General features: G+C 43.7%; 20 protein-coding genes. 16 read left to right on the top strand and 4 right to left on the bottom strand.

The window, feature by feature from the left end; translation table 11 throughout:
- Positions 1-123: 123 nt before the first annotated feature.
- A complete protein-coding gene (locus ACN0V2_RS01785) occupies positions 124-1,584 on the top strand; it encodes a helicase HerA-like C-terminal domain-containing protein (RefSeq protein WP_417549075.1) in 1,461 nt (486 codons plus the stop codon).
- A gap of 10 nt (positions 1,585-1,594) precedes the next feature.
- On the opposite strand, the gene ACN0V2_RS01780 is transcribed toward ACN0V2_RS01785, so the two are convergent.
- Positions 1,595-2,353 (bottom strand): lipopolysaccharide kinase InaA family protein, encoded by a 759-nt coding sequence (locus ACN0V2_RS01780; RefSeq protein ID WP_417549074.1) that lies wholly within the window; start codon positions 2,351-2,353, stop codon positions 1,595-1,597.
- 253 nt (positions 2,354-2,606) lie between these two features.
- Here ACN0V2_RS01780 and ubiK point away from each other — a divergent pair, with 253 nt between their 5' ends.
- From ubiK to ACN0V2_RS01765, 3 genes are read left to right on the top strand one after another with little or no spacing between them, the layout of a single operon-like run.
- Positions 2,607-2,855: a ubiquinone biosynthesis accessory factor UbiK gene (gene ubiK / locus ACN0V2_RS01775; RefSeq protein ID WP_417549073.1), complete on the top strand. Its 249-nt coding sequence runs from the start codon at positions 2,607-2,609 to the stop codon at positions 2,853-2,855.
- A gap of 38 nt (positions 2,856-2,893) precedes the next feature.
- Positions 2,894-3,649, top strand: coding sequence for a hypothetical protein (locus ACN0V2_RS01770; RefSeq protein ID WP_417549072.1), 756 nt, complete (start codon positions 2,894-2,896; stop codon positions 3,647-3,649).
- Positions 3,650-3,691: 42 nt separating this feature from the next.
- A complete protein-coding gene (locus tag ACN0V2_RS01765) occupies positions 3,692-4,006 on the top strand; it encodes a pyrimidine/purine nucleoside phosphorylase (RefSeq protein ID WP_417549071.1) in 315 nt (104 codons plus the stop codon).
- A gap of 195 nt (positions 4,007-4,201) precedes the next feature.
- Here the strand turns inward: ACN0V2_RS01765 and ACN0V2_RS01760 are convergent, their stop codons facing one another.
- Positions 4,202-5,365 (bottom strand): DUF481 domain-containing protein, encoded by a 1,164-nt coding sequence (locus ACN0V2_RS01760; protein ID WP_417549070.1) that lies wholly within the window; start codon positions 5,363-5,365, stop codon positions 4,202-4,204.
- 375 nt (positions 5,366-5,740) lie between these two features.
- Here ACN0V2_RS01760 and ACN0V2_RS01755 point away from each other — a divergent pair, with 375 nt between their 5' ends.
- The 7 genes from ACN0V2_RS01755 (at position 5,741) to ACN0V2_RS01725 (ending at position 17,966) form a co-directional block, all read left to right on the top strand.
- The gene (locus ACN0V2_RS01755; protein WP_417549069.1) at positions 5,741-7,441 is read left to right on the top strand and encodes a methyl-accepting chemotaxis protein; all 1,701 of its coding nucleotides are present in this window, start codon (positions 5,741-5,743) and stop codon (positions 7,439-7,441) included.
- A gap of 171 nt (positions 7,442-7,612) precedes the next feature.
- On the top strand, positions 7,613-9,736 hold the full coding sequence (locus ACN0V2_RS01750) for a TonB-dependent siderophore receptor (protein ID WP_417549068.1): 2,124 nt from the start codon (positions 7,613-7,615) through the stop codon (positions 9,734-9,736).
- Positions 9,737-9,897: 161 nt separating this feature from the next.
- Complete coding sequence (locus ACN0V2_RS01745; protein WP_417549067.1) at positions 9,898-11,400, top strand: YifB family Mg chelatase-like AAA ATPase; 1,503 nt, start codon at positions 9,898-9,900, stop codon at positions 11,398-11,400.
- 6 nt (positions 11,401-11,406) lie between these two features.
- Positions 11,407-13,419, top strand: a complete 2,013-nt coding sequence (gene rep / locus ACN0V2_RS01740) for a DNA helicase Rep (protein ID WP_417549066.1) — start codon at positions 11,407-11,409, stop codon at positions 13,417-13,419.
- Between the two features lie 41 nt (positions 13,420-13,460).
- Positions 13,461-14,207, top strand: coding sequence for a YcnI family protein (locus tag ACN0V2_RS01735; RefSeq protein WP_417549065.1), 747 nt, complete (start codon positions 13,461-13,463; stop codon positions 14,205-14,207).
- 167 nt (positions 14,208-14,374) lie between these two features.
- Positions 14,375-16,474 (top strand): TonB-dependent receptor family protein, encoded by a 2,100-nt coding sequence (locus ACN0V2_RS01730; protein WP_417549064.1) that lies wholly within the window; start codon positions 14,375-14,377, stop codon positions 16,472-16,474.
- 16 nt (positions 16,475-16,490) lie between these two features.
- Positions 16,491-17,966 carry a PepSY domain-containing protein gene (locus tag ACN0V2_RS01725; protein WP_417549063.1) on the top strand — a complete coding sequence of 492 codons (1,476 nt, stop codon included), beginning with the start codon at positions 16,491-16,493 and terminating at the stop codon, positions 17,964-17,966.
- A 112-nt stretch (positions 17,967-18,078) separates the two neighbouring features.
- Here ACN0V2_RS01725 and ACN0V2_RS01720 read toward each other — a convergent pair whose 3' ends face one another.
- Positions 18,079-18,300, bottom strand: a complete 222-nt coding sequence (locus ACN0V2_RS01720) for a hypothetical protein (RefSeq protein ID WP_417549062.1) — start codon at positions 18,298-18,300, stop codon at positions 18,079-18,081.
- A gap of 182 nt (positions 18,301-18,482) precedes the next feature.
- Between ACN0V2_RS01720 and ACN0V2_RS01715 the strand changes: the two genes are divergently transcribed.
- The 5 genes from ACN0V2_RS01715 (at position 18,483) to ACN0V2_RS01695 (ending at position 22,180) form a co-directional block, all read left to right on the top strand.
- Positions 18,483-18,617 carry a hypothetical protein gene (locus ACN0V2_RS01715; protein ID WP_417549061.1) on the top strand — a complete coding sequence of 45 codons (135 nt, stop codon included), beginning with the start codon at positions 18,483-18,485 and terminating at the stop codon, positions 18,615-18,617.
- A gap of 477 nt (positions 18,618-19,094) precedes the next feature.
- On the top strand, positions 19,095-19,547 hold the full coding sequence (locus tag ACN0V2_RS01710; RefSeq protein WP_417549060.1) for a hypothetical protein: 453 nt from the start codon (positions 19,095-19,097) through the stop codon (positions 19,545-19,547).
- Positions 19,548-19,860: 313 nt separating this feature from the next.
- Positions 19,861-20,877 (top strand): hypothetical protein, encoded by a 1,017-nt coding sequence (locus ACN0V2_RS01705; RefSeq protein WP_417549059.1) that lies wholly within the window; start codon positions 19,861-19,863, stop codon positions 20,875-20,877.
- 87 nt (positions 20,878-20,964) lie between these two features.
- Positions 20,965-21,762: a hypothetical protein gene (locus ACN0V2_RS01700; protein WP_417549058.1), complete on the top strand. Its 798-nt coding sequence runs from the start codon at positions 20,965-20,967 to the stop codon at positions 21,760-21,762.
- Between the two features lie 67 nt (positions 21,763-21,829).
- Complete coding sequence (locus tag ACN0V2_RS01695; protein WP_417549057.1) at positions 21,830-22,180, top strand: DUF2200 domain-containing protein; 351 nt, start codon at positions 21,830-21,832, stop codon at positions 22,178-22,180.
- Positions 22,181-22,209: 29 nt separating this feature from the next.
- Here the strand turns inward: ACN0V2_RS01695 and ACN0V2_RS01690 are convergent, their stop codons facing one another.
- On the bottom strand, positions 22,210-23,484 hold the full coding sequence (locus ACN0V2_RS01690) for an MFS transporter (protein ID WP_417549056.1): 1,275 nt from the start codon (positions 23,482-23,484) through the stop codon (positions 22,210-22,212).
- Between the last annotated feature and the right edge of the window lie 67 nt (positions 23,485-23,551).

Below are 23,551 nucleotides of genomic sequence, written 5' to 3'. Positions count from 1 at the left end.
GGATACAGCATAGCTTGCATCATAATAGTCCGCAAACGGATAACGTGTAGACCAGACAATATTGTTGACCAGATTTTGCTAATGAATATCCCTAAAACTAACGGATTAAGATAAGGAGAGCACATGGCACAACCCATGTTTATAGGACAAGCTGAGCAACCGGTCTTTTTGCTGCCGCAAATGGCTAATCGTCACGGATTAGTAGCTGGCGCCACCGGCACCGGGAAAACAGTAACCCTGCAAGGGCTTGCTGAAGCCTTTAGCAATATCGGTGTACCGGTATTTGCCGCCGATATTAAAGGCGATTTATCCGGTATCAGCAAGCCTGGTAAAACCCACCCTAAAATCACTGAACGCGTTAATTTGATGCAGTTGGATGATTTTCAGTTTTCCGGCTTTCCGACCACTTTCTGGGATGTATTTGGTGAGCAGGGACATCCGGTTCGCACCACCATATCTGATATGGGGCCGTTATTACTGTCACGGTTAATGAATTTAAATGACACCCAGCAAGGCGTGTTAACACTCATTTTTCGGGTCGCCGACGATAATGGTTGGCTGGTTTTGGATTTGAAAGACTTGCGGGCTATGCTGCAATTTGTCGCGGAGAACGCCAGCGATTTCCAGACCTTGTACGGCAATATTTCATCAGCCAGTGTTGGCGCGATTCAACGGCGTCTTTTGGTTCTCGAGGATCAGGGTGCCGACAAACTGTTTGCCGAGCCAGTATTGAATCTAGATGATTTGCTGCAAACCGATGTGCAGGGCAAGGGCATCATTAATTTATTAGCGGCAGATAAGTTAATGCAGTCTCCGCAGCTGTACAGTACGTTTTTATTATGGCTACTAGCCGAGTTGTTTGAACAATTGCCCGAAGTGGGCGATCCGGAGAAGCCTAAACTGGTGTTGTTTTTTGATGAGGCACATCTGTTATTTGATGATGCGCCTAAAGCGTTGCTGGATAAAATTGAACAAGTCGTGCGGTTGATTCGATCCAAGGGTGTAGGCGTGTATTTTGTAACCCAGAATCCGACCGATATTCCCGACAGCGTGCTGGGACAATTAGGTAATCGTATCCAGCATGCTCTGCGTGCTTATACCGCCAAAGATCAAAAAGCTGTTAAAGCAGCAGCCGAAACATTTCGTGATAATCCGGCTTTTTCGACGACCGACGTTATTACTGAAATGGGCGTTGGTGAAGCGTTAGTTTCCATGCTGGATGAAAAGGGTCGCCCGCAAATTGTTCAGCGAACCATGATAAAACCTCCACAAGGCCAAATTGGTCCAATCACACCACAGCAGCGTCAGCAGTTAATGCAAAACTCTCTGGTGGCAGGTGTGTACGAGAAAATGCTAGATCGGGAATCTGCTCATGAAATTCTGGCGGAACGTGCGGAAAAAATGCAGCAGGCAGCGTTGGCTGAACAAACCGAAGCCGCAAAAGAAACCGTCAAACCCGCTCGCAAAAATAATCGTGAATCGGTGTTTGAAGCTTTTACCAAAAGTGCAATGCGTTCAGTGGGCAGCCAGATTGGTAGGCGTTTGGTACGTGGAATCTTTGGTTCATTATTGAGTGGAAAGTAACTCTTTTCGCTTATGATGCTACTAACTCGGTAAAAAACCTTTTACTTTTTCTGGCGTTTTTCATTTGTAACTTTCGCCATAGTTTTTTGGAGCGGGGTGAAAGCTTTTCTTCTTGCTGATAAGCAAGGAAAAAGAACAATTTATCTTTCTCTGACCAGTTTCCAGCAGAGTGACGATACAGTGTAATTAAATCGCGATTAATGGCATTTCTTTTGAAAAGTTGCCATTTAAGTTTTTCCAGATCAATAAAACGAATTCTCCATGCACCATCAACATATTTAACAAAGATATGTTTTGAATAAAGACAGTTATGTTGAAAGTGATGTTGATGCATGAGTCTTAAATTTTTAGCGACTTCAGTGAGCAGTACCCGTTTTTGCAACCGATCTAAATCCAGAGAGGCGATATCTAAGGGCTGATAGTCCTGGAGTGCTTTCGTCACCAATATAGCTTTCATGCCTTGTTGACCAAAGAATAACGTTTTAAGTGTAGGGATATTTTTTTTGGTTAGTCGCTGAATATTGCGATATTCCTTACTGAACGTAGCCTGACCTTTGATGGGATGTAACAGGGTTTTACTGACGTGATTTTCCTGGCGTTTGATGAAAGCTTCGACAGCTCCTGATTCAGTTTGTATCGGTTGCTTTATCACGCCACTCCATCCGCCTCGGCAAACGTTAGGTTCTTCAAACCAATTTGTATAAAGATGCCAAAGTGAATCAAAGTTAAGATTATTTTTTGGATGTGAGGAGTTATTGGTAAGCTGCAATTTAGATCCCATAATAAAGCGAATAAAATTAGTTAGGTCTGAGAATATTGCATAACTAAGTGTTTATTCAATCTATTTGTAATATTTTTGTCATATTTGTACTTTTTTCTTGTGCAGATGCAATTATTTACGCAAATTTTTGCCAGAAGGTTTTCATCTATGAAATGCATTTATCACAAGATGTAGCATCAAAATTTAACTACCGTAGAATAGGCTATGTATAAAGATAAACGGACCCTAAAAAGGAACTACCATGATTGATCCAAAAAAATTCGATGAAATTGCTGACACCATTACCCGGGCTTTACCCCCAGGTTTGTTGCAGATGCGGGATGATGCCGAAAAAAATATTCGTGCTGCCATGACATCCACATTTAATAAGTTAGATTTAGTCACACGAGAAGAATTTGAAGTGCAGTCGCAGGTTTTGCTGCGTACCCGTGAAAAGCTGGAAGCTTTAGAACTAAGAGTCGCAGAACTCGAACAGTCAATTAATAAATAAAACGATTTACCACACCAATAAGAAAGAGAGAGAAAGAAATGAAAAAAGCAGGAGTTTTATTTCCGGTAGCGGCATTGCTGCTATCAATGCCAATGATGGCAAGCGTTCAGGCTGACACATCAACCCAGTCAGCTACGACTATCAGTCAAAACAACCAGCAAAACTTGCAGGGACTGTGGGTGGATACTTCTGGACGCGGGGTTTTAACCTTTGAAAACGGCATTGCATTTTTATCACCTACTGGTGAAGCTGATCCGCAAAATACCTATAAGGTGGAGTTGGCCGATGATGGTCAATTAACCATGACACCAGCCGAAGGCAGTAAAGTTTCGAATAAAACGATTAATACCCAGGTTGATTGGCAAAAACAGACATTCAGCTTTAACAATGGTTTATATGAATTTGTCCGTCCACCGCAGATCACTGCACAGGAGTTGGATGGTTATTGGCACGAAGAAGCCAATATGCAAGGCGCAAAACATATCCGAGCCATGGAATACAAAAATAATGCCTCAAGCTACGATTATTACTGGTGGCGGGTGACTAAGGCCTTGGGTACCTATCAGAAAGGTGTTGATCATGATGTGTCTTTAAAAATGCAGCATGGTTTTGTATTTACTGATCCAACCTCCACCAGCAACTATGTGCATTACGCTGTTAAGAAAGATGGCGACACGATTCATTACGTTGATCGTAATGGTGCCACCTGGACAGAAACCAAAACCGATAGCCTATACGTCTATGAAGTACCAAAAGGGTATAAAGAGATGAAAGACTGGATGACACCTCGATAACTCAGGCGTATATTTCTTCAAATTTTAACTAAAGAGAGCCGTATGTCTGCATTTGAAAATGTCACGGTGACCCGTGAAGCCAATATCTATTTCGATGGCAAAGTAACCAGCCGCAAAGTGACGTTTGAGGATGGCAGTTATAAAACACTTGGCATCATGATGCCGGGCGAATACAAATTTGGCACCGAAAAAGCCGAGTTAATGGAAATTCTCGCCGGACAATTGCGTTACCGTCTGGATGGTGACACTGAATGGACACCGATTACCTATGGTCAATCATTCAATGTACCAGCCAATTCATCATTTGATATTGAAATCACCGAACTGGTTGATTATTGCTGCAGCTATCTCGATTAAGTTTTCACTTAATCTGTTTTATCAAAACCGCCGTATGCTCTGCTACGGCGGTTTTTTTATTTCTGCTGAAACACCTTCTGTCATTAAATCGTAATCTAATCTTCATTTTTGGTCATATATTATTCAGCATCCGACCGCTCAACAGAAACGGCCGGGGTTTGTCGATTATCTGCTAGAGGCTGTCCCCCAAGGCATTTACTCCCAGTCGTAAACCAGATTCAAGCGATAGTTCGTATCAGTCGTTTCTGCATCAAGAGCCGGTTGACTGTTGTACTGGCTTCGAAGACTGGCCCTTAACTTCCAGGCTTCGTCATTGGTAATCGGCATTTCTGCACCAAAATTAGTGACCAGCAGATAATTTTGTCCGGGACTGCTAAACGAAGGGTAATAAGTTAAATCATGAAATAGATTCAGACGGCTGTTGAGGTTGTAATTAGTTTCATAACCCAAAACGCCGGTTGGATCTTTTTCAGTCGTGCCATCAGAATAACTTTCAAACCGATAACCGACACCAGCAAAGCCTTTAAATACTAGATCCGGTTCACGAATAAAGAATCGACCCAAACTGGCTGTAGTGATTGCCCGTAAATCCAATTCTTCGAAATCATCAATCTCAAAGTCGGCACTGCCACGAGCGAAATAGTTTTCACTGATGTCACGTTCTAATTTAATGCCGGCTAGTTTTTCGTTTTCAGTCTGCTCGTCATCTTCCTTGGCGTAATTGATTTCCAGATACATGCCCAGTCTTTCATTTACTGTTTCGCGATTCAATTCACCACGGCCGGTGACCGCCATCCTATCGGTGTTACCACTGGCACCCTGAACACCAAATGCCAGATTCCCACTCCATGGATCCAACAGCGCCTCGCGTTCTGCACGTAGCTGTTCTACTTCAGCCGTGTAAGTTTTCTCTAGCTCAGCTTTTTCTTGTGCCTGAGTGGTTTTGATTTGCTCAATTTCCTGCTGATATTGCTGTTCCATTGCAGCGGTTTGCGGTTGCACTGCATCCGTTTCCCACAGCGTATTAATGCGTTTTGGATCAATATCCACTGTACCAAACGCTGTACCGGTCAACTGATGCTGACCCTGTTCGTTGACAGTCAGTTGACCCAACACTCGGTCACTACTATCGAGTTCGATAAGGTGTTTTTGATCGGTACTGATTTGTGTCACCCGATTGAAATCAACGGTAACTTCATCAGCAAAGGCGGTATCCATAACCACTTTGCCTTCAGATATCTGTTTGATAGAACCTTTGAGAACACTGCCATCATCAAGCAGAATCTGATCTGCTGCGAGGCTGGTGGAAGTGAGAAGAAGAATGGTGGAAATAGCGGTGCTCAATCGACTTTGAAGCATGATTTCTCCGTGTATGAGTAAGGTCTTCCGTGAATCTATGCCGATTATTTGTTGGATTACCTTTGGTTCAAAAATGCTTTACCAAGGATGCGAAACCGAAGTTTTATAAATGGAGTGAAACGTTGTGTTTGAAACGATTTATTCGCGGTCTGGAAAAACGACTTCAAAAGACCCTAAAAAATAAACTGTGAAAATTCTGTGAAATCAGTATTTTTTTAGTTAGGTTCAACTTAAAAATTATGGAGTTTTTTCTTTCTCAGTTTTTTCTAGGAAAATTTCCTAATAAATGCGCTAAGAGTGCCGCTATACTAACGTCTCTCCAAAAAAGCCGTCCACATTGGCTGGCTTTAAACTGTTCATTTATCGGGATGAAGAATGAAGTTCATAAATAACCTGCCAATCGGCAAGAAAATTTTCACTGTAGTCATTGTTTTGGGGCTGACCCAACTTTTGATTGCTGCTTTTGCGATCTTAAAAATGCAAGAGATATCGCAAGAGTTTTCAGTGATGAATGAGATGGTTATTCCGCTTGAACGACGAGTCGCGAAGACCAGTGAACTTCAGTATAAAAAAGCGGCTACCTTACAGTCTCTTTTGCTGGATGCCCGCTCTGGTGCAGCCAGAAGCATTATCAAGACCCACTTCGAAGAGATAGAGAATATCACCGCTGAGAGTCAACTGACCTTGGAAGATTTGGTTAGCATTCTTGAGCAAGCTAAGAGCACAAATCTGCAAGCGGAGATGTTAGCTGATGTGACGAGCATGTCAGAAAACACTGAAATCATCGTGCAACAGCAGCAGAACTATCAGTCATACGTGGATGCAGCGATCAAAATCATCAAACGTGGCGGCAGCATGTCCGGCGGTGGCTATTTGTCTGAAGAGCAGCAGCGAGAGCTTAAAAACATCGAAGCGGAATTATTTGTCACCTTGGCAGCGATGAAGGCGAGTATTGACAATATTTCCCAACGTGCGGTCAGCAATGTTGAACAGAAACAAAATGCCAGTATTCTTAGCTTGATAGCCATCGCTGCAGCATCATTGTTTCTTGGTGTATTCATTTCAAAAATCATCATCAATAATATCGTTCGGCCCATTAAAGAGGTTATGACCACCCTCAGTGCCATGGCGCAGGATAACGATTTAACCAGACGAATGACCTTCACCAGCAAAGATGAAGTGGGTGCAATGGGCAGCGTGTTTAACGCGTTTGTCGAAAAGCTACAAGAATTGGTCGTTGGTATTACTTCTGCGTCAGAGCAGTTATCTACCGCCGCAGAGGAAACATCTGTCGTCAGCGAATCAACCAACACCAACATCGCTAAACAGAAAAATGAAACGACCCAGGTTGCTACTGCTATCAATCAAATGACCGCAACCGTAGAAGCGGTGGCGGCCAATGCCGACCGAGCATCTAATGCCGCACGCAAAGGGGAAACCGATTCAAATGCCGGAAGACGCGTTGTTGAAGAAATCATGGAAGCCATTAACGCATTAGCATCTGAAATTAATGATTCGTCCGGTGTGATTAGAAAAGTGAAGACCGATAGCGAAAACATCGGACTTATTCTAGATGTCATCAAAAATATCGCTGAGCAAACCAATCTACTGGCGCTGAATGCGGCTATTGAAGCCGCCAGAGCAGGGGACCAGGGACGTGGTTTTGCCGTCGTGGCAGATGAAGTTCGTACACTCGCTCAACGGACACAACAATCGACACAACAAATTGAATCACTGGTTTCCACATTACAAGCTGGATCAGATAATGCCGTTCAATCTATGGAACAAAACCAGTCGAGTATTACCCAGCTCGTTGCCAAAGGCACCGAAGCGACAGGCTCTTTGTTGGCCATTACCCAATCAGTTCGTGCAATCACCGAAATGAATTCATCGATCGCCACAGCGGCAGATGAACAAAGCCATGTGGTCAATGATATCAACCGAAATATCCATACCATTCAACAAGTGTCTGAAAGCACGGCAGAAGGCTCGGAACAAGTCTCTAAAGCCAGCCAGGAAATTGCCAAGTTAAGTGAAAAACTCACGGCGATGGTTAGACAATTTAACGTTTCGTAAAAGTAAGCTTTTTTGAAGAATACTTAACAGACATCATATGTTCCATTCGTCCGCATATAATAATGATTGTTATTTAGATTATCATTGACTGTTGACCCGCCATAGAAGATAATTTATCCACTTATTGTCGCTAAACAAGCGACAATTTTTCTCTTGGTAAGTGGAAGATAAATGTCTAATTTTGATAAAAAAATCCAGTTAAAAGCAATGGGCACCAAATTTCAATGTAATACAGTGACGCTTCTTCTCTGTAGTCCATTTGTTGTTGTATCCCTCAGCGTAAAAGCACAAGAAGAAAGTGATAAAGAAGTCTATCGTTTCTCTCCAATCATTGTTAATACTCAGGCACTGGCTGACGATGATGCCAATTCAATCGTAGCTCAGGAAATTTCGGTAGGCGGTAAAGTGGCTACCAGTATTTTGGATACGCCAGCTTCCGTCTCAGTGATTACAGAAAAAGAAATTGAGCAACGTCATGCCAGCACTACAGAAGAAGTACTTCAATACACGCCTGGCATAATCACGGATTTTTATGGAACCGATGATCGTAATGATTATTTCCAGATCCGCGGCTTTCAAGCCACGACATACCGTGATGGTATGACATTAGGTTCAATGCGTGGCGTTCGTGAAGATGCCTATGCCTTCGAGCGTGTTGAAGTCTTGCGTGGTGCTAACTCAACTTTGTTTGGGGCTGCTGATCCGGGTGGGTCAGTCAATTTTGTTAGCAAAACGCCAAAATTTGAGCAGTTTGGTAGTGGTTATGCCCGCTATGGTTCATTTGACCGTAAAGAGGTCGGTATTGATGTCGGTGACACCCTAAACGAAGACAAAACACTGGCTTACCGCTTTACCGGTAAATTTCAGGACAGCGAACGCGAATACGATCATTCCAAAGATGATAATGAGTTCTTTATGGGGGGCATTACCTGGGAGCCAACAGATTTCACCTCTGCGACATTATTATTGGATTACCTGAATCGCGATAGTACGCCTAACAGTGGTGGTTATCCTAAAGACAGGGAATATGACCGCGATGAGTTTTATGGTGAACCCGATTTCAATTCTCAGGAAGTAGAACGCACCAGCATAACCGGCATGTTCAGTCATGACTTTGATAACGGTTTTATTGTTCGTGCGAATTTACGCTACAGCGATTTAACCGATGATTTTGGTTATGCTTATTTGACAGGCACATCAAGTGCCGCAGGTGCAAACAGAGCTTATTTTGGGACAGACAGTCAAGCTCAGGAGCTAATAGGTAACGCACTTGTGCAATATGATGCTCGGTTTGAGCACTTTGATACAAGTACGCTCATTGGTGTTGAGTATCGTGATGCATCTACCGAAGACAGTAGTATTTATGATGCGACTGTAGTCGCTCCTATCAATATTGCAAATCCAGTTTACAGCGGCATTACGAATCTTCCAGCACCCTATAGTGCTAATGATCAGGATTACACCACGGAGTCTATTTTTCTACAACAAAACCTGTCATTTGCTGAGCGTTTTATTGTTACCGCTGGAGTTCGTACTGATCACATGGATCTTTCAAGTACGGATATTACTGGATTCGAAACGTCGGATAATTTAACTGAAACATCATTGCGTGGCGCACTAACCTATAAAGTTACAGACGAAGTGTCCACTTATATTAGTATGGTTGAATCGGTTGCTCCCCCATCAATTGGCGTAAAACCAGAGCGTGGTAAGCAATATGAAGTGGGCTTGAAATTTTCTCCTACTGGTTCTAACGCACTTTATTCAATGGCTATCTATGATCTGAGCAAAGACGATGTCACTATCGCCGTTGTACAAGATAATGGAACAATTGAACGGGAAACGATTGGTGAGTCAAGAGTGAAAGGTGTGGATTTTGAGGCCAAAGTTGAATTGACCGATAATTTCAGCTTGACGGGTGGTTATTCCTACATGGAGACAGAAGTCGTAAGCGGCACACTGCGTGATGGCTCTTCCATTAAAGGAAATGAATTTACTGCTGCGCCTAAACAAATGGCTTCAGTTTGGGGACATTACACCTTCCCAGCTAGAGATATGAGTTTGGGACTTGGTGTTCGTTATACCGGATCTTACTATTTCGATGCAGTGAATTCTGCAAAAAGCGATTCAGCTACTTTGGTTGATTCTTCATTCAGTTACGAGTTTTACCAAAATACTGATTTAACGGTTTATGTACGTAACCTTTTTGATGAACAACATGTAGTGGGATCTGGCACAGCCGATTATTACAATCCGGGCCGCGAAGTCCTAGCTACGGTTAACTATAACTGGTAATTCCATCTGCTAATCAAGGAGGTCAGATATTTAACATATCTGACCTCCTTTTTTATTGATAAAAGAAACTGATAACTAGGTTTGATTAAACCGACTTTGGCCTTCATCACTCACGACATATCCGCTAGAATCAATTCACACTAATTTTCCAGGGAAGGAATATGAGTATTGCCACGGTTTACAGTCGTGCTTTGACCGGTATTTATGCTCAGGCAGTGACGGTTGAAGTGCATCTTTCTAATGGTCTGCCCAGTCTGTCGATTGTCGGCATGGCGGAAACAGCGGTGAAGGAAAGCAAGGATCGCGTGCGTTCAGCGTTGATTAACTCTCAGTTCAATTTTCCTCAACAACGTATCACCATCAATCTGGCTCCGGCAGATTTGCCTAAAGAAGGGGGGCGATTCGATTTGCCGATTGCATTGGGCATTCTGGCGGCTTCCAATCAAATTCCGGTGCAATCGTTAATTGGTATGGAATTTATCGGTGAGCTGGGTCTGACGGGTGAATTACGTGCTGTTCGTGGTGTGTTACCTACAGCATTAGCCACATCTGAGGCTAACCGACAATTAATGGTGCCGTTTGAGAATGCTGAAGAGGCCGCGCTTACTGAACAGGGGGAGAGTTTTGCTGCCAAGACGTTGCTGGAAGTCTGTGCACATTTGCATGATCAATTGCGTTTATCGCCCAATATAAATCAACAGCAGAATAGTCAAAATAATTATGCTGATTTAGCAGATGTCCGTGGTCAGGCTTCAGCCAGACGGGCTTTGGAAATTGCTGCTGCAGGCCAACACAGCATCCTTTTCGCTGGGCCACCCGGAACCGGAAAAACTATGCTGGCTAGTCGATTGCCGGGAATTCTGCCACCGATGACTGAGCAGCAAGCCATTGAAACAGCGACGATTCATTCAATATCGTCTGCGGGTTTTCAAGTTGAAAACTGGATGCAAAGACCATTCCGCGCACCACATCATACGGCTTCGGCGGTGGCTTTGGTTGGTGGTGGCAGTCAGCCTAAACCAGGCGAGATTTCTTTGGCAAATCATGGTGTGTTGTTCCTTGATGAGCTGCCGGAGTTTGATCGCAAAGTTTTAGAAGTTTTACGCGAGCCAATTGAATCAGGAAAAATAACAATTTCCCGCGCTGCCAATCAAGCAGAATTTCCCTCTAAATTTCAATTAGTTGCCGCAATGAATCCCTGTCCCTGCGGTTATTTAGGGCAGGCAAGATGTCATTGCACAGAAGAGCAAGTCAGGCGCTACCGTGGTAAGATCTCCGGCCCGTTATTGGATCGCATTGATATGTTGATGGAGGTACCAGCAGTGGATAAAAAACTGTTACGGCCTCAGCCAAATGATGTCCCTCCAGAGTCCAGTGAAGTGGTTCGACAAAGGGTTATTCAAGCGCGGCAGATTCAACTGAAACGTGCCAACAAAGCCAATGCGTCCCTGCAACATAAAGAACTAGAGGTTTTTTGCACCTTGTCAGATAAAGATTTTCAATTAGTCGAAAAAGCCATCAGCCAGTTTGGGCTATCGGCGCGTGCTTATCATCGTATTTTAAAAGTAGCCCGCACCATTGCTGATTTGGCTGGTTCACCTGACATTCAAACAGTCCATTTAACAGAAGCCATCGGCTATCGACGCCTCGACACAGCGAATTAATATTTAGTGAAAGATCTCAATCCGGAACAGCGGGAAGCTGTGCGTTACATCGATGGACCTTTGTTAGTATTAGCTGGTGCCGGCAGTGGCAAGACGCGGGTTATTACCCGTAAGATTGCCTATCTGATTGAGCAATGCGGCATCAAAGCCAGCAATATTGCCGCCGTAACCTTTACCAATAAAGCTGCCCGTGAGATGAAGGAGCGGGTGGCTGATTTGATGTCTACACGCCAGGCCTCAGCACGCGGTTTGATGGTCTCCACATTCCATACACTTGGCTTGAATATCCTGCGCCGTGATGGCAAATCGCTAGGCTATCGTCCTGGTTTTTCGATTTTTGATGCTCAGGATTCATTGGCGGTATTTCGCGATTTGATGGGACGCGATTTTGCTGCTGACAGTGATCACGCTCAGGAAGTGCAAAACCTGATTTCAAAATGGAAAAACCAGCTGATTCTGCCGGAACAGGCTGCCCAGATAGCCGATGGAGCCCAGGAAGAATTTGCTGCCAAGGTTTACCCGCGTTACGTGCAGGCATTGCAGGCCTACAACGCTGTGGATTTTGATGATCTAATTTTAAAACCGGTGATTTTGTTTCGCGAACATCGTGATGTTTTGCAAAAATGGCAGGCCAAAATTCATTACCTGCTGGTGGATGAATACCAAGATACCAACGGCTGTCAGTACGAGCTGGTCAAACAATTGGTTGGTATTCGTGAAAAGCTAACCGTGGTGGGAGACGATGACCAGTCAGTTTATTCTTGGCGTGGTGCAAGACCGGAAAACTTGGTGCAGCTGCAAACCGACTTCCCCAGATTAAATCTGATTAAACTCGAACAGAATTACCGTTCGATGGGTCGTATCCTGCGAGTAGCTAATAAACTCATCAGCCATAATCCACATGTGTTTGAAAAAAGGCTGTGGAGCGCGATGGGTGAGGGTGATGCGATTCGTGTTATCGGTTGTCGTGATGATGAACATGAGTCGGAAAAAGTCATTTCCGAGCTGCTGTATCACAAGCTCAAACACCAGGCGAGTTTTAAGGATTACGCGATTTTGTATCGCAGCAATCATCAATCCCGCTCGCTGGAAAAAGTATTGCGTGAACACAGCGTTCCGTATTTTCTGACCGGCGGCACTTCGTTTTTCTCGCGAGTTGAAGTCAAAGATATCATGGCCTATCTACGCCTTCTGGCCAATCAGGATGACGATAATGCCTTCTTACGAGTCATTAACACCCCGCGTAGAGGTATCGGTTCTTCCACATTACAAGCACTTGGCGAATACGCTGGCAAACGTAATACCAGCATGTTTGGTGCATGCTTCGAAATGGGATTGGCGGAAAGCTTGCCGCCTAAATCGGTACAGAATCTGGAAGTCTTTACTCGCTGGTTGATTGATATCGCTGATCGCGCAGCCCGTGGCAATCTGCTGGATGCCATCAAGGATATGATCGAAGAAATCAATTACCGCGGCTGGCTGGAAGAAGTCAGTGGCGATCCGAATAAAGCCAATCGACGTATGGAAAATGTCGATGAGTTGGTCGGCTGGATCGAACGGATGATTGATCAGGACACCGAAGAAAAATCAATCGGTGACATTGCTGCCCGTTTAACCTTGATGGATATCATGGACCGACAGGCCGATGAAAATCAGGCTGATGCAGTGCATTTGATGACATTACATGCAGCAAAAGGCTTGGAATTCCCCCATGTCTTTATTGTCGGTATGGAAGAAGAAATTCTGCCGCATCGAACCAGTATCGAAGAAGACTCCATTGAAGAAGAGCGCCGCCTTGCGTATGTTGGCATTACTAGGGCGCAACGCAGTTTGGTCATGACGCTGGCGAATACCCGAAAACGTTATGGCGAAAAGGTGGATTGTGAAGAAAGTCGCTTCCTTCGCGAATTACCACCAGAAGATTTGATCTGGATGACCGAAAAAACACAAGTTGATCCCGAAGAGCGAAAAGAACGCGGCAAAGCCCATTTATCCAATATTCGCGATATGCTCAAATAAGATATTGATCGAATGCCTAATGAGTGGATTAAGGTGAAAATATGAAAACAAAACTTTTATGCCTGGCATTGATGATTCCAGAACTGGCAAATGCTCAAGTTTTATTGGAGCAAACTCAAGCCGAAAGCGGTAGCTATTACAAAGGTGTACTCAGCGTCATTCAAGGTTGTAATGGTTCTGCCACCACCACAATCACTGTCGATATTCCTGAAGGCTTACAATTTGTACAACCGATGGCCAAAGCTGGCTGGCAACTAGAAATAGTAAAAAAGCCGGTCGAACGACCTTTCTTTCGTGATGGTATTGAGATAACCGAAGCGGTAAGACAAATCACTTGGTCGGGTAACTCATTAAGCGATAATCATTTTGATGAATTTATCTTCCGTGGCCGAATTGGTGTGGGTGCGACCAGCGTGTTGTATTTCCCCGTTATCCAAACATGTGAGGGCGGAGAATTACATTGGGATCAGATCGCTGAAACCAAACCGACTAAAAAGACCATGCCAAAAGTAGCCGCTCCGAAAGGCGTGATAGATATGATGGAAGATGTAGAGGATCGGGATGAAGAGCATCAACATGGTCAGGCTGAAAAATCAGCAGCTTCAGGTGACCATGATCATGCAAAAATGCATCAACACCAGCATGATCAGCAAATGGACATGACTGATGTCCCGGCTGAAATGGATCATTCAGCTCATGCTGGCCACGGTGGTCATGGACAATCCACGCTGCAATATCCTGCACCGTTTGTGAGAGTGGTTGATGGCACCGGCGAACATCATCATTAAAGGTGTTCTGGGATAAAGCCGTTTAAAACATATTTATTTTAAAAGAAGGTCTCGTGATACCTTCCTAGCAAAATTTGGGGCATTTGCCTTGGCATGAGGCAAATGCCTTATTTTTTATTGAAGAAGACTGTTTAAAGTACGAAATTTGCTTAATTCAGGATCTTCACATGGCAGGGCATAATTTCCACTTTAAGACACTAACCGGCTTGCTGACTCTAGCTGGACTCCTACCCATTTCGGTTCATGCGGAGCATGGTGCATTGCAACTTGAGGATGTCGAAATCACTGGAGAACGCCTCTCTCCAGCAGGCAGTAATCGTCTTGATGCCGAATCCGAATTACGCTTAACACCTGGCGGCGTGTCATTAGTTGATTTGGATAATGTGAAACAAGGCCATGTTGCCAGTCTGGCTGATATGTTGCGTTACGTTCCAGGTGTGTGGGCAAACAGTAGCGCGGGTGGTGAGGAGTTATTCTTATCCAGCCGTGGCAGTAACCTCGATTCCATTGATTATGACAAAAACGGTATTAAACTGCTGCAAGATGGTTTACCCGTTACTAGTGCAGACGGTAACAATCATAATAGGTTTGTAGATCCGCTCAGTGCTAAATATGCTGTGGTCGCTCGCGGTGCTAACGCTATGAAGTATGGTGCGAGTACATTAGGTGGTGCGATTGATTTTGCTACACCAACGGCTTATGACCTGCCACGTTTTAGTCTGTTCAGTAATATCGGCAGTCACGGCATGTTTCAAAACCGTATCAGTGCCAGCGGCATCTTTGATGACAAGCTGGATGCGACAATAACCGTTGAAGATCGTCAATACGATGGTTATCGGGATCAGACCGAGCAACAACGCACGGGCATTTATGCGAATGCTGGCTTGGCACTCACCGACAGAGTTTCTACGCGTTTTTATCTGACACATCTGGAAAACGACATTGAATTACCTGGCGCTTTGACACGGCAACAGGTTCGTGATGATCCGGATCAGGCCACTCAAGTAGCAAATCTTGGTGATTATCGGCGTGATGTCAAAGCATTCAGGTTGGCGAATAAAACGACGATTGATATTGACGCCAATCGCCGTTTTGAATTCGGTCTGGCCTTTGAAGAGCAGGAACTGAATCATCCGATAGTGTTCGGTCAGTTTTTCAGCCTTTACATAAAAAACCGTCAGCGTAATGTTTCTACGATGGCTCGTTATCATCATCGTGTGGATGATCATCAATTATTATTTGGTGTGAACTACGCCGTGGCCGAGGTCAACGGCGGGCAATATAACAATAATTTTGGTCAGCGAGGTACTCAGCGTAGCAATGATCAAGAAGAAGCCAGCACTTTGGAGTTTTATGCCATGGATCGTTGGCAATTTGCCGATAAATGGACTCTGGTAGGTGGTGCACAATTTGTATCGGCCGAACGTGAAGTGGAACAACGCAGTATAGCCAGCGGCGCAATTACCAATAATCCAGATGATCGTTATCAAGCGATTAATCCCAATATTGGTGTGATTTATCAAATGACTGATGAATCCAGCCTCTACAGTAATCTAAGCCGAATTTACGAGCCACCGACAAACTATCAACTGACGGATGAAACTGGCGCAAATCCGGTTGAATTAGATGCGATGAGCGGTGTGGTATTTGAAATCGGCACACGTGGTCACTATGCTCAAAACGATTGGCTTGACTGGAACTGGGATTTCTCGATTTATCATGCCGAAATTAAAGACGAAATTCTTTCCACCGAAATTCCTGGTGCACAAGGCATTGGTGTCGCCACCAATATCGATAAAACAACCCATACCGGCATGGAAGCGTTACTTGGTGCTGATATTCAGCTGGATGAATCCGGTACTCACCGACTCACACCATTAATGAGTTTGACACTGAATAATTTTCACTTTGATGAAGACGATACCTGGGGCAATAATGAATTACCCGCCGCGCCAACTTACGCGCTTCGTGGTGAGGTTATGTATCGTCATGCTAATGGCTTTTATGCTGGGCCGACCATGGACTTGATTGGCAAACGTTATGCTGATTTTGCGAATGATTATACTGTCGACAATTACGCTTTGATGGGTTTAAAAGCAGGTTGGGAAAACCAATCTTTCCAAGTATTTGCTGAAGTAAGAAATCTGTTTGATCGTGACTACATTGCCACGCACAGTGTCCAAAGTACTGCCGCTGATGATGCCGCTATTCTATTTCCCGGTGAGCCACGCTCAGTCTATGTCGGCTTTGAATACCGTTACTGGTAATTATTAAGGTTACTCGATGAACCGTACACAGTGGATTAGCAAAAGTCGTGGCCTTCACCGGTTTATTGGGTGGGTCGCGGCAGCCGCGTTATTTTTGTTTATCTGTTCAGGTCTCATGCATATTCTGATGGTCTGGACAGGGCCGCAATCTGCGAAGTTTTTTGGTCCACAAACTACGATTCAAGCGGATGAGTTGAGCAATGTCCCAGCCATTCTATCCAGCCAAAATATATCTCAAGCTCAACTGATTCAGGTGGTGCCAACAGAGCAGGGTAATGCACTGCAAGTTACCGAATCATCCTCATCACGGCGCTATTTCAGTCTCCAAACTGGTGAGGAATGGCCGAATTATGATGAACAACAGGCACGCTGGTTAGCACGCTATTTCACTGGACTGGAACAAGCGCCTATCCAGTCTGTAACGTTGCAGGAAAACTTTGATAATCAATATCCTTGGGTAAATCGACTCCTACCGGTATATCGGATTACATTTGATACCCCCGACCAACGCACTGCCTATATCTATACTGAATTTGCGGCATTAGCCGGATTGACCAATAACTGGAAAAACACGGTCCAAGGCTTATTCCAGACATTTCATACCTGGCAATGGTTGGAAAATATTGCCGAGCCGGTACGACTGGCGTTGATGCTGACCTTGCTGGGTGGGCTCGGCTTAATGATTATCAGCGGCTTTGGATTGAGATTGGCCATGCCCGCTCGACGAATCCCCCAAGCCGGTCGCCGCTGGCATCGTCGTTTGTCTTTATGGATTTTGATTCCTTTGCTGGCATTTTTGATCAGCGGCATCTGGCATCTTCTGACATACAGCGGCAATGAACGTCAGCAAGGTCTGCAACTTCCTGATGTAATCAGCTTACCGAAAATGGGCGAGGTCGCCAGAGCAGAATGGTTAGAGGATTATCAGCAACAACCCGTTCAGGCGATTACCTTGATGCAAGGCCCGGACAATCAACTTTTATATCGTGTGGCGTTGCCTGAAGGCAGCATGGATCAACATGTCGGGCATCATCAGCGTTTTGATGGACAATCTACCGAGCAACCGGCCCGTTATTATGATGTTGTCTCAGCTCAACCCGTCGCCATTACGGATTCTGAAATCGCGAGTTACTGGGCCAAACGCCATAGTGGATTTGAAGATCCAGATATCAACAATATCCAGCGAATCAGCCATTTCGGCCCTGAATACGATTTCCGTAATAAGCGTTTGCCAGTTTGGCGGGTGGATTTTAATGATCTCAACAAAACCAGCCTTTTCATCGACGCAGCTAGTGGTTTGTTAGTGGATCAATCTGATGCCAGTCAACGCCTTGAAGGAAATGTCTTTGCCACCTTGCACAAGTGGGCACAACTCGGTCATCTCTGGGGACAAGGTCCTCGTGATGCCTTGATGTTATTGGTGGTGCTGAGCATTCTGGGGTTTGCTGTGGTGGGTATTCGGATGTTGCGGCGTCGTCAGACTAATCAATAATTTACGACTAGAAACTCAATAAAATGCTCATGATGTTTAATATCAATTAGCTAAATAAAAATGGCCCAGTTTTGAATTAAAACTGGGCCATTTTTTTATGGGTGATGAGTGCTCATGGTGGAACGGGAGGCTGCGGCATAATGGGGGCATCTTCAGCCTCTTTCTGTTTATCATCATCCGGGTCATCAGCTGGCTGATAGGTTCCTTCCGAAGGATCTGGAACCTGCGGCGATTTTTCCTTTTCTTTCTCCCCATCTTCAGAGAGCTTTTTAGAAGCGGCGATGATAGTCGAAATGCTAGCTGATCCTTCTTGATTTATTTGCTGTAGTGTCATGATTTGATTCCTTAAAGTTATCAAAGAGGACATCTATCTTGCAGTAATAGAAGACTGAAAAACTTTCATTTAGTCAGAACAGATGCGATTAAATAACCACGCTCTTGTATCACAACAAGTAAATGCTGTTTTCAGTTAGACGTTACTACAAATCAATAGATTTACAATTAATCTGCATCAATATGGTCAATAAACTGGCAATAAAGTTATGTCACCATGGCGATGTCGTCGCCAGAGACACCATACGTAAACACATCAGCGAAAAATTCGACTGGGATGCCGAAGTGCCAGAACTGTTTGAAGAAGTTGATATTTGAAATAGGGCCAATAGTCACATTAGGCCAAATAATAAAGGCTCAGTTTTTAACTAAAACTGGGCTTTTTTTTTGTCTGTAATTGGATAAATTATCGGATTTAAAAATTAACCACAGAGACACCGAGGGCACAGAGAAAAATTTTGAATTGGTGGTTCACTTTTTATGGCAGCTACTGAATTAATCTGAATCAAATTCATATCTTCGATTCATCATTAATATCTCAAATAAATCAAAGGTTTGTTTTAATTTCAAAAACCATATAAATTGTGAAATATCTCTCATTTTGAGGCCGATATGGATATTCAGCTTGCACCAGCGTCATTCAAAGCCTGTTTAGGCAGAAAATTAATCGTGAATCATTCTCGATTAATTCCAAGCATAAAAAGTGGTTTAAAAAAATATATATGAATTCAAAGCATTAATATTGTTTGAGAAACACGGAAAAGAAGCTGTAACGATATATCCAAGGGATAGTTAATGACAGAAGAAGAGCTGGGAAATTTACTCGGGATGGTCGTGTTTAATCACTGGGAATATGTGCTTGGGATTCTTGGTACTTTCATCGCAGCGTGTGGGATGCTCTCATGGAAAATATCCAAGAGTTTTCACCAAAAGGAGTGCGACATATTGCGAACCGAAATATCACACCAAAAGGATCGTTTCCATCAATATGAAGCAGTCGTAGAGCAGCGTATAAACCTACTTCAGTCCCAAGCGGAGCTACTTACAGAAAAGCTAAGCCCGAAACCGCAGATTTTCTATCAAGACTCTGTTTTACATGATGAGCAGACTACTTGTGATCCAGATGAAGCTATTAAGTTCAGCATCGCTCCAAAGCCTGATCAATCTCCTGGAAGCCGACTACAGGTTTTCTTAGAGAAAACCGATCTAATAAATCGAGCAATCAAACTGGCCACAGGGGTGATTTAGCTGAATAACAATTCACTTATCTACGCTAAAACAAACTGTGGCCTTGCCTCTAGTGTAGGGTCAGGGTGTTTACGGTCAGATATTTCATTAACATGCTATTAAGTCTGTAAAGGAAAATCGGGTGCTCCCAAATCCAATTAAGAGCCATCGTGCTGGAACAAAAGCGCTTGCGATCAATAGGGCCAGTGTCAATTGAATCAAGCTTTTGAGCCAGTTGTCGATCAATAGGGTCAGAGACCTCTTTTTAGAAAGGCGTTAACACTACAAGAACATGGACTCACTAATACAAGATTCCAGAAGAATTATCGTAACCTTGGCAAATCTTTTTAAAAGAGAAAATCTTGCGCCTGAATTTCAGGTGTTGTCGCAGGGAAAGGCAAATATCGAGGTAAGTGGATATGATAACTGGAATGGCGGAACGACAATTTATGGAATTTACTGCAGGGTTCCATTAGAGCTGTATTCGAATATTGAACTAGAAATTCAGGCCATTGAGCAAAGCATAAAGAACAAAGCTGAAACTTTGTTTCGCTCTTACCCGGAATCTTGGGTCGGTGAAGTGGTTATTTCTCCTGAATTAGTTGATGAAATCCATGGTAAGGCATACAAAATATCACATGAAGATTTAGTGACGTTGCTTGAAGCCCAAAAGAGTGTAATGGTTTCTGTGTCTACTGGTGGCGCCAGAGTTGAAGATGTAAATACCGAATACCAGTCAAACCAACCAGAAATTTCTGAAGCCCTTAGAGAGAGGGGATTGGACAACCCTAATCCATTTAAAGATTTATGGGAGTGGTATGGTAAGTGGAGTGATGGATCTTTACCTACATACCAATCTAGGCGGGCATTCGTGTCCAATATGTTTTCTACAATAATTGAAACAATCAAAGGTATGAAAACAGCATCTATAAATCCATTATTTGAAGAACCTACCGGCTGGAATAGAGTAGATCGAAGCATGGGGGAAATCAAGCTACGCTTGGCTCAGGCAAGCTCTGAGGAGCAATTTCAAGGTATTGGGTTGCTAGCAAGAGAAACCTTAATCTCGCTTGCACAAGCGGTTTATGTCTCGGAATTACACCCTTCTACTGACGGGACAGTGCTATCGAAAACCGACGCAAAGAGAATGCTTGAGGCATACATATCGTATGTTTTGCCGGGTAAAAGTAACGAAAATATAAGGCGCCACGCTAAGGCCTCTCTTGATTTGGCAAATGATCTCATTCACAGACGTACAGCTGATTTTAGGTTAGCTGCGCTTAGTGCTGAATCAACGAATGCTGTAGTAAATATCCTATCCATAATTTCCGGGCGCCGAGATCGTGGGTAAAAGTGTTAACAAGCCTATGTTGTCGGACTGGTTTTCCACTGCGCTTCAAACCAACCGCAAATGCGGGCGTTAGACACAAGGAAAGTCATGACTCCAACAACTAGAATTGAATATATAGAATCAATTAAAGAAAACTTACGTTGTCCGTTAGATTGGGGTGGTGGGATTGAGGAGGCGTTATTTCTCAAAAAGTGGTATTACACAGTATCGGATCATCTACCAAATGGCGAGCAAGATGCAGCATTATTAAAAGATGGTCTAGGAGATAATTATTTGTCTGAGCCTAGTGAAGAATTTCTCTCAAGTGAATTTTTCGACGAACAAGAACTCCGCTCTCTTTTTATTAACAGCAACATTCATAAAAATAATTATCGAAATCAATATAAAACTGAGTGTCTTAAGCATCATAGTTTGGTGGCTCAACCTTTCGATGAAAGACGTAAGCACTATATTCTGACTGCGAAAAATATTGACGATATAGTAAAGAAATCTATTGAAAACAATAATGTTGGCTTGCTTTTTCCTAACTTTACCCCAGCAGTTCAAATTCGTTTTTATTGGTCTGCTATTAATGACATATTCGAAAGATTTATTTTCAAGCAAGAAAATATCGACGATGAGGATTCAGAGCGTAAGTTGTTTGACGCAGCTTGGAAGGCACTGATGACTAAAGAACGATTCAGAATTTGTGTCGATACACTGACTACTATTGGCTATTACTCTGGGACAGAGGCACAGTGGTTAATCTATGACACGACACTTTCAGGTGGAATCACACACTGTTATCCTGCTCTTGATCGGCTGTCTAATTCTTTTGAAGCAGTATTAGATGACTTACAAGGAATTAAGGAAGCATTTATCAACGAAAGAAATGATTGGCCGTAAAGTAAGCTAACAAGAAATCTAAGGGTCAGTAAACTTGGTATCAGACCGACATTATTTGGGTATGAAAATGTCTAAACATCCTATCTTCTCAATGCCATTTGCAAAGGTTTATCCGCTTTATATTCAAAAAGCTGAACGCAAAAATCGAACGAAAGCGGAAGTTGATCAAATCATTTGCTGGCTGACTGGTTATGACCAAGAGGGATTAAAACAGCAGATCGAATTGGAAAATGATTTTGAAACCTTTTTTGCTCAAGCTCCGGCTATTCACCCCAATAGTTCATTGATCAAAGGCGTGGTGTGTGGTGTTCGGGTTGAAGAAGTCGACGATCCGTTGATGCAGAAAATTCGTTATCTGGACAAGTTGATTGATGAGCTGGCTAAAGGTAAGTTGACGGAGAAAATTCTCCGACAATAAAACCAGCTATCAACAGACTAGATACCTAATCAATCATGCGCGTGTTCTGCATGAGGGCGATGATCTTCAACCCATTTATCGTCCATGCGTGGATCCATTTCAGCTAGCACACTGCCTGATGCTGCCGGAACGGCAACATAGACATTCATATGGTCTTCTGGGATACGCTCGCTATGTAATGAGTAATAACCTAACGCCAAGGCAAACAAGGTCAATACGGTAAAGAATGCTATCGCGGAAAATCCCAGCACAAACCCTAACAATAACGGCGCTATAAATGACCCGAAACCATACGAAAACAATAAGGTTCGGCTAATCTCGACCAGATCTGTATTTTCATCAAACACATCGTTGGCTCGTGCAACACTCAAGGGATAAATGCTGAACAAACTTATACCCAATAAAAAGCCCACCGTATAAAGCAAGGTCTCACTTTCACGCCAAATCAGGGGCAAAACCAGCATCAAAAGAAAAACACCCGCACCGAAAAATCCAGACCAAGCCAGCATTTTCCGTCGTCCCAATCGATCCGATAACATGCCGACAGGTAACTGTGCCATCAGTCCACCCAGAATGGTAATCGTCATAAACAATGAGACCACCTTGGGTTGGTCAAACACATTTAAAACATACAGCGGCAGCATGGTGTAAAACGCGCCAATAAACACCCCGCCGATAAAGCTCCCAACCAATGCAAGCGGGGCGATCGATAACAGTTTTGGCATGCTGTAACGTTCAAAGGGTTTTAATACGGGTTGCGATACACGTGTTACTGCGACCAATACCAGTGACCAAAGCACCAGAATGGAACCTAGAATGAAAATCGTAGTGGCTGACATTTCCAGCATTAATAGCAATTGGCCCAATGCCAACGCCAGGAAGAAGACGATGGTATATATAGCCAGGATTTTGCCACGGTCATCCGTTGAGCTTTTTTCATTGAGCCAGCTTTCTAACACAATCAGCATGGCATAAAAGGCAAAACCTGATATCAAACGCAATGTGGCCCAAAACCAGGGATCAAACCATAATGCGTGCCCCAAAAATGCCATCACCATAATCGCTGAAAAAGCCGAAAAACTACGTGCATGACCCACGGTCACAATCAGTTTTTGGCTGAAAACAGCAGCTAACATCGCGCCCAGGAAAAAAGCAGAATTGATTAAGCCGATGACACCCTCAGTAAGGCCTTCCTGTTTCAGGAATATGCCGATGAACGTCATCAATAAACCATAACCCGTTGCCAATAGCGAAATCGAGAAGAACAACGATGAAATGGGTAATAAGGCTCTTTGAAAAAACACGCGGATTCCTGAAACGAAAAAAGCTTGTTATGCCTAAACACAACAAGCCATTATTTTTAGTAGTGCA

It is taken from the genome of Methylophaga sp., from assembly GCF_048266885.1.
GTDB lineage: Bacteria > Pseudomonadota > Gammaproteobacteria > Nitrosococcales > Methylophagaceae > Methylophaga.
This window is presented reverse-complemented; position numbering and strand designations above follow the sequence as displayed.

Bases quoted from the DNA above. Each gene is read 5' to 3' on its own strand.
- ACN0V2_RS01785 (WP_417549075.1), top strand. From the start codon at position 124: ATGGCACAACCCATGTTTATAGGACAAGCTGAGCAACCGGTCTTTTTG.
- ubiK (WP_417549073.1), top strand. From the start codon at position 2,607: ATGATTGATCCAAAAAAATTCGATGAAATTGCTGACACCATTACCCGG.
- ACN0V2_RS01770 (WP_417549072.1), top strand. From the start codon at position 2,894: ATGAAAAAAGCAGGAGTTTTATTTCCGGTAGCGGCATTGCTGCTATCA.
- ACN0V2_RS01765 (WP_417549071.1), top strand. From the start codon at position 3,692: ATGTCTGCATTTGAAAATGTCACGGTGACCCGTGAAGCCAATATCTAT.
- ACN0V2_RS01760 (WP_417549070.1), bottom strand. From the start codon at position 5,365: ATGCTTCAAAGTCGATTGAGCACCGCTATTTCCACCATTCTTCTTCTC.
- ACN0V2_RS01755 (WP_417549069.1), top strand. From the start codon at position 5,741: ATGAAGTTCATAAATAACCTGCCAATCGGCAAGAAAATTTTCACTGTA.
- ACN0V2_RS01750 (WP_417549068.1), top strand. From the start codon at position 7,613: ATGTCTAATTTTGATAAAAAAATCCAGTTAAAAGCAATGGGCACCAAA.
- ACN0V2_RS01745 (WP_417549067.1), top strand. From the start codon at position 9,898: ATGAGTATTGCCACGGTTTACAGTCGTGCTTTGACCGGTATTTATGCT.
- ACN0V2_RS01735 (WP_417549065.1), top strand. From the start codon at position 13,461: ATGAAAACAAAACTTTTATGCCTGGCATTGATGATTCCAGAACTGGCA.
- ACN0V2_RS01730 (WP_417549064.1), top strand. From the start codon at position 14,375: ATGGCAGGGCATAATTTCCACTTTAAGACACTAACCGGCTTGCTGACT.
- ACN0V2_RS01725 (WP_417549063.1), top strand. From the start codon at position 16,491: ATGAACCGTACACAGTGGATTAGCAAAAGTCGTGGCCTTCACCGGTTT.
- ACN0V2_RS01720 (WP_417549062.1), bottom strand. From the start codon at position 18,300: ATGACACTACAGCAAATAAATCAAGAAGGATCAGCTAGCATTTCGACT.
- ACN0V2_RS01715 (WP_417549061.1), top strand. From the start codon at position 18,483: ATGGTCAATAAACTGGCAATAAAGTTATGTCACCATGGCGATGTCGTC.
- ACN0V2_RS01710 (WP_417549060.1), top strand. From the start codon at position 19,095: ATGACAGAAGAAGAGCTGGGAAATTTACTCGGGATGGTCGTGTTTAAT.
- ACN0V2_RS01700 (WP_417549058.1), top strand. From the start codon at position 20,965: ATGACTCCAACAACTAGAATTGAATATATAGAATCAATTAAAGAAAAC.
- ACN0V2_RS01695 (WP_417549057.1), top strand. From the start codon at position 21,830: ATGTCTAAACATCCTATCTTCTCAATGCCATTTGCAAAGGTTTATCCG.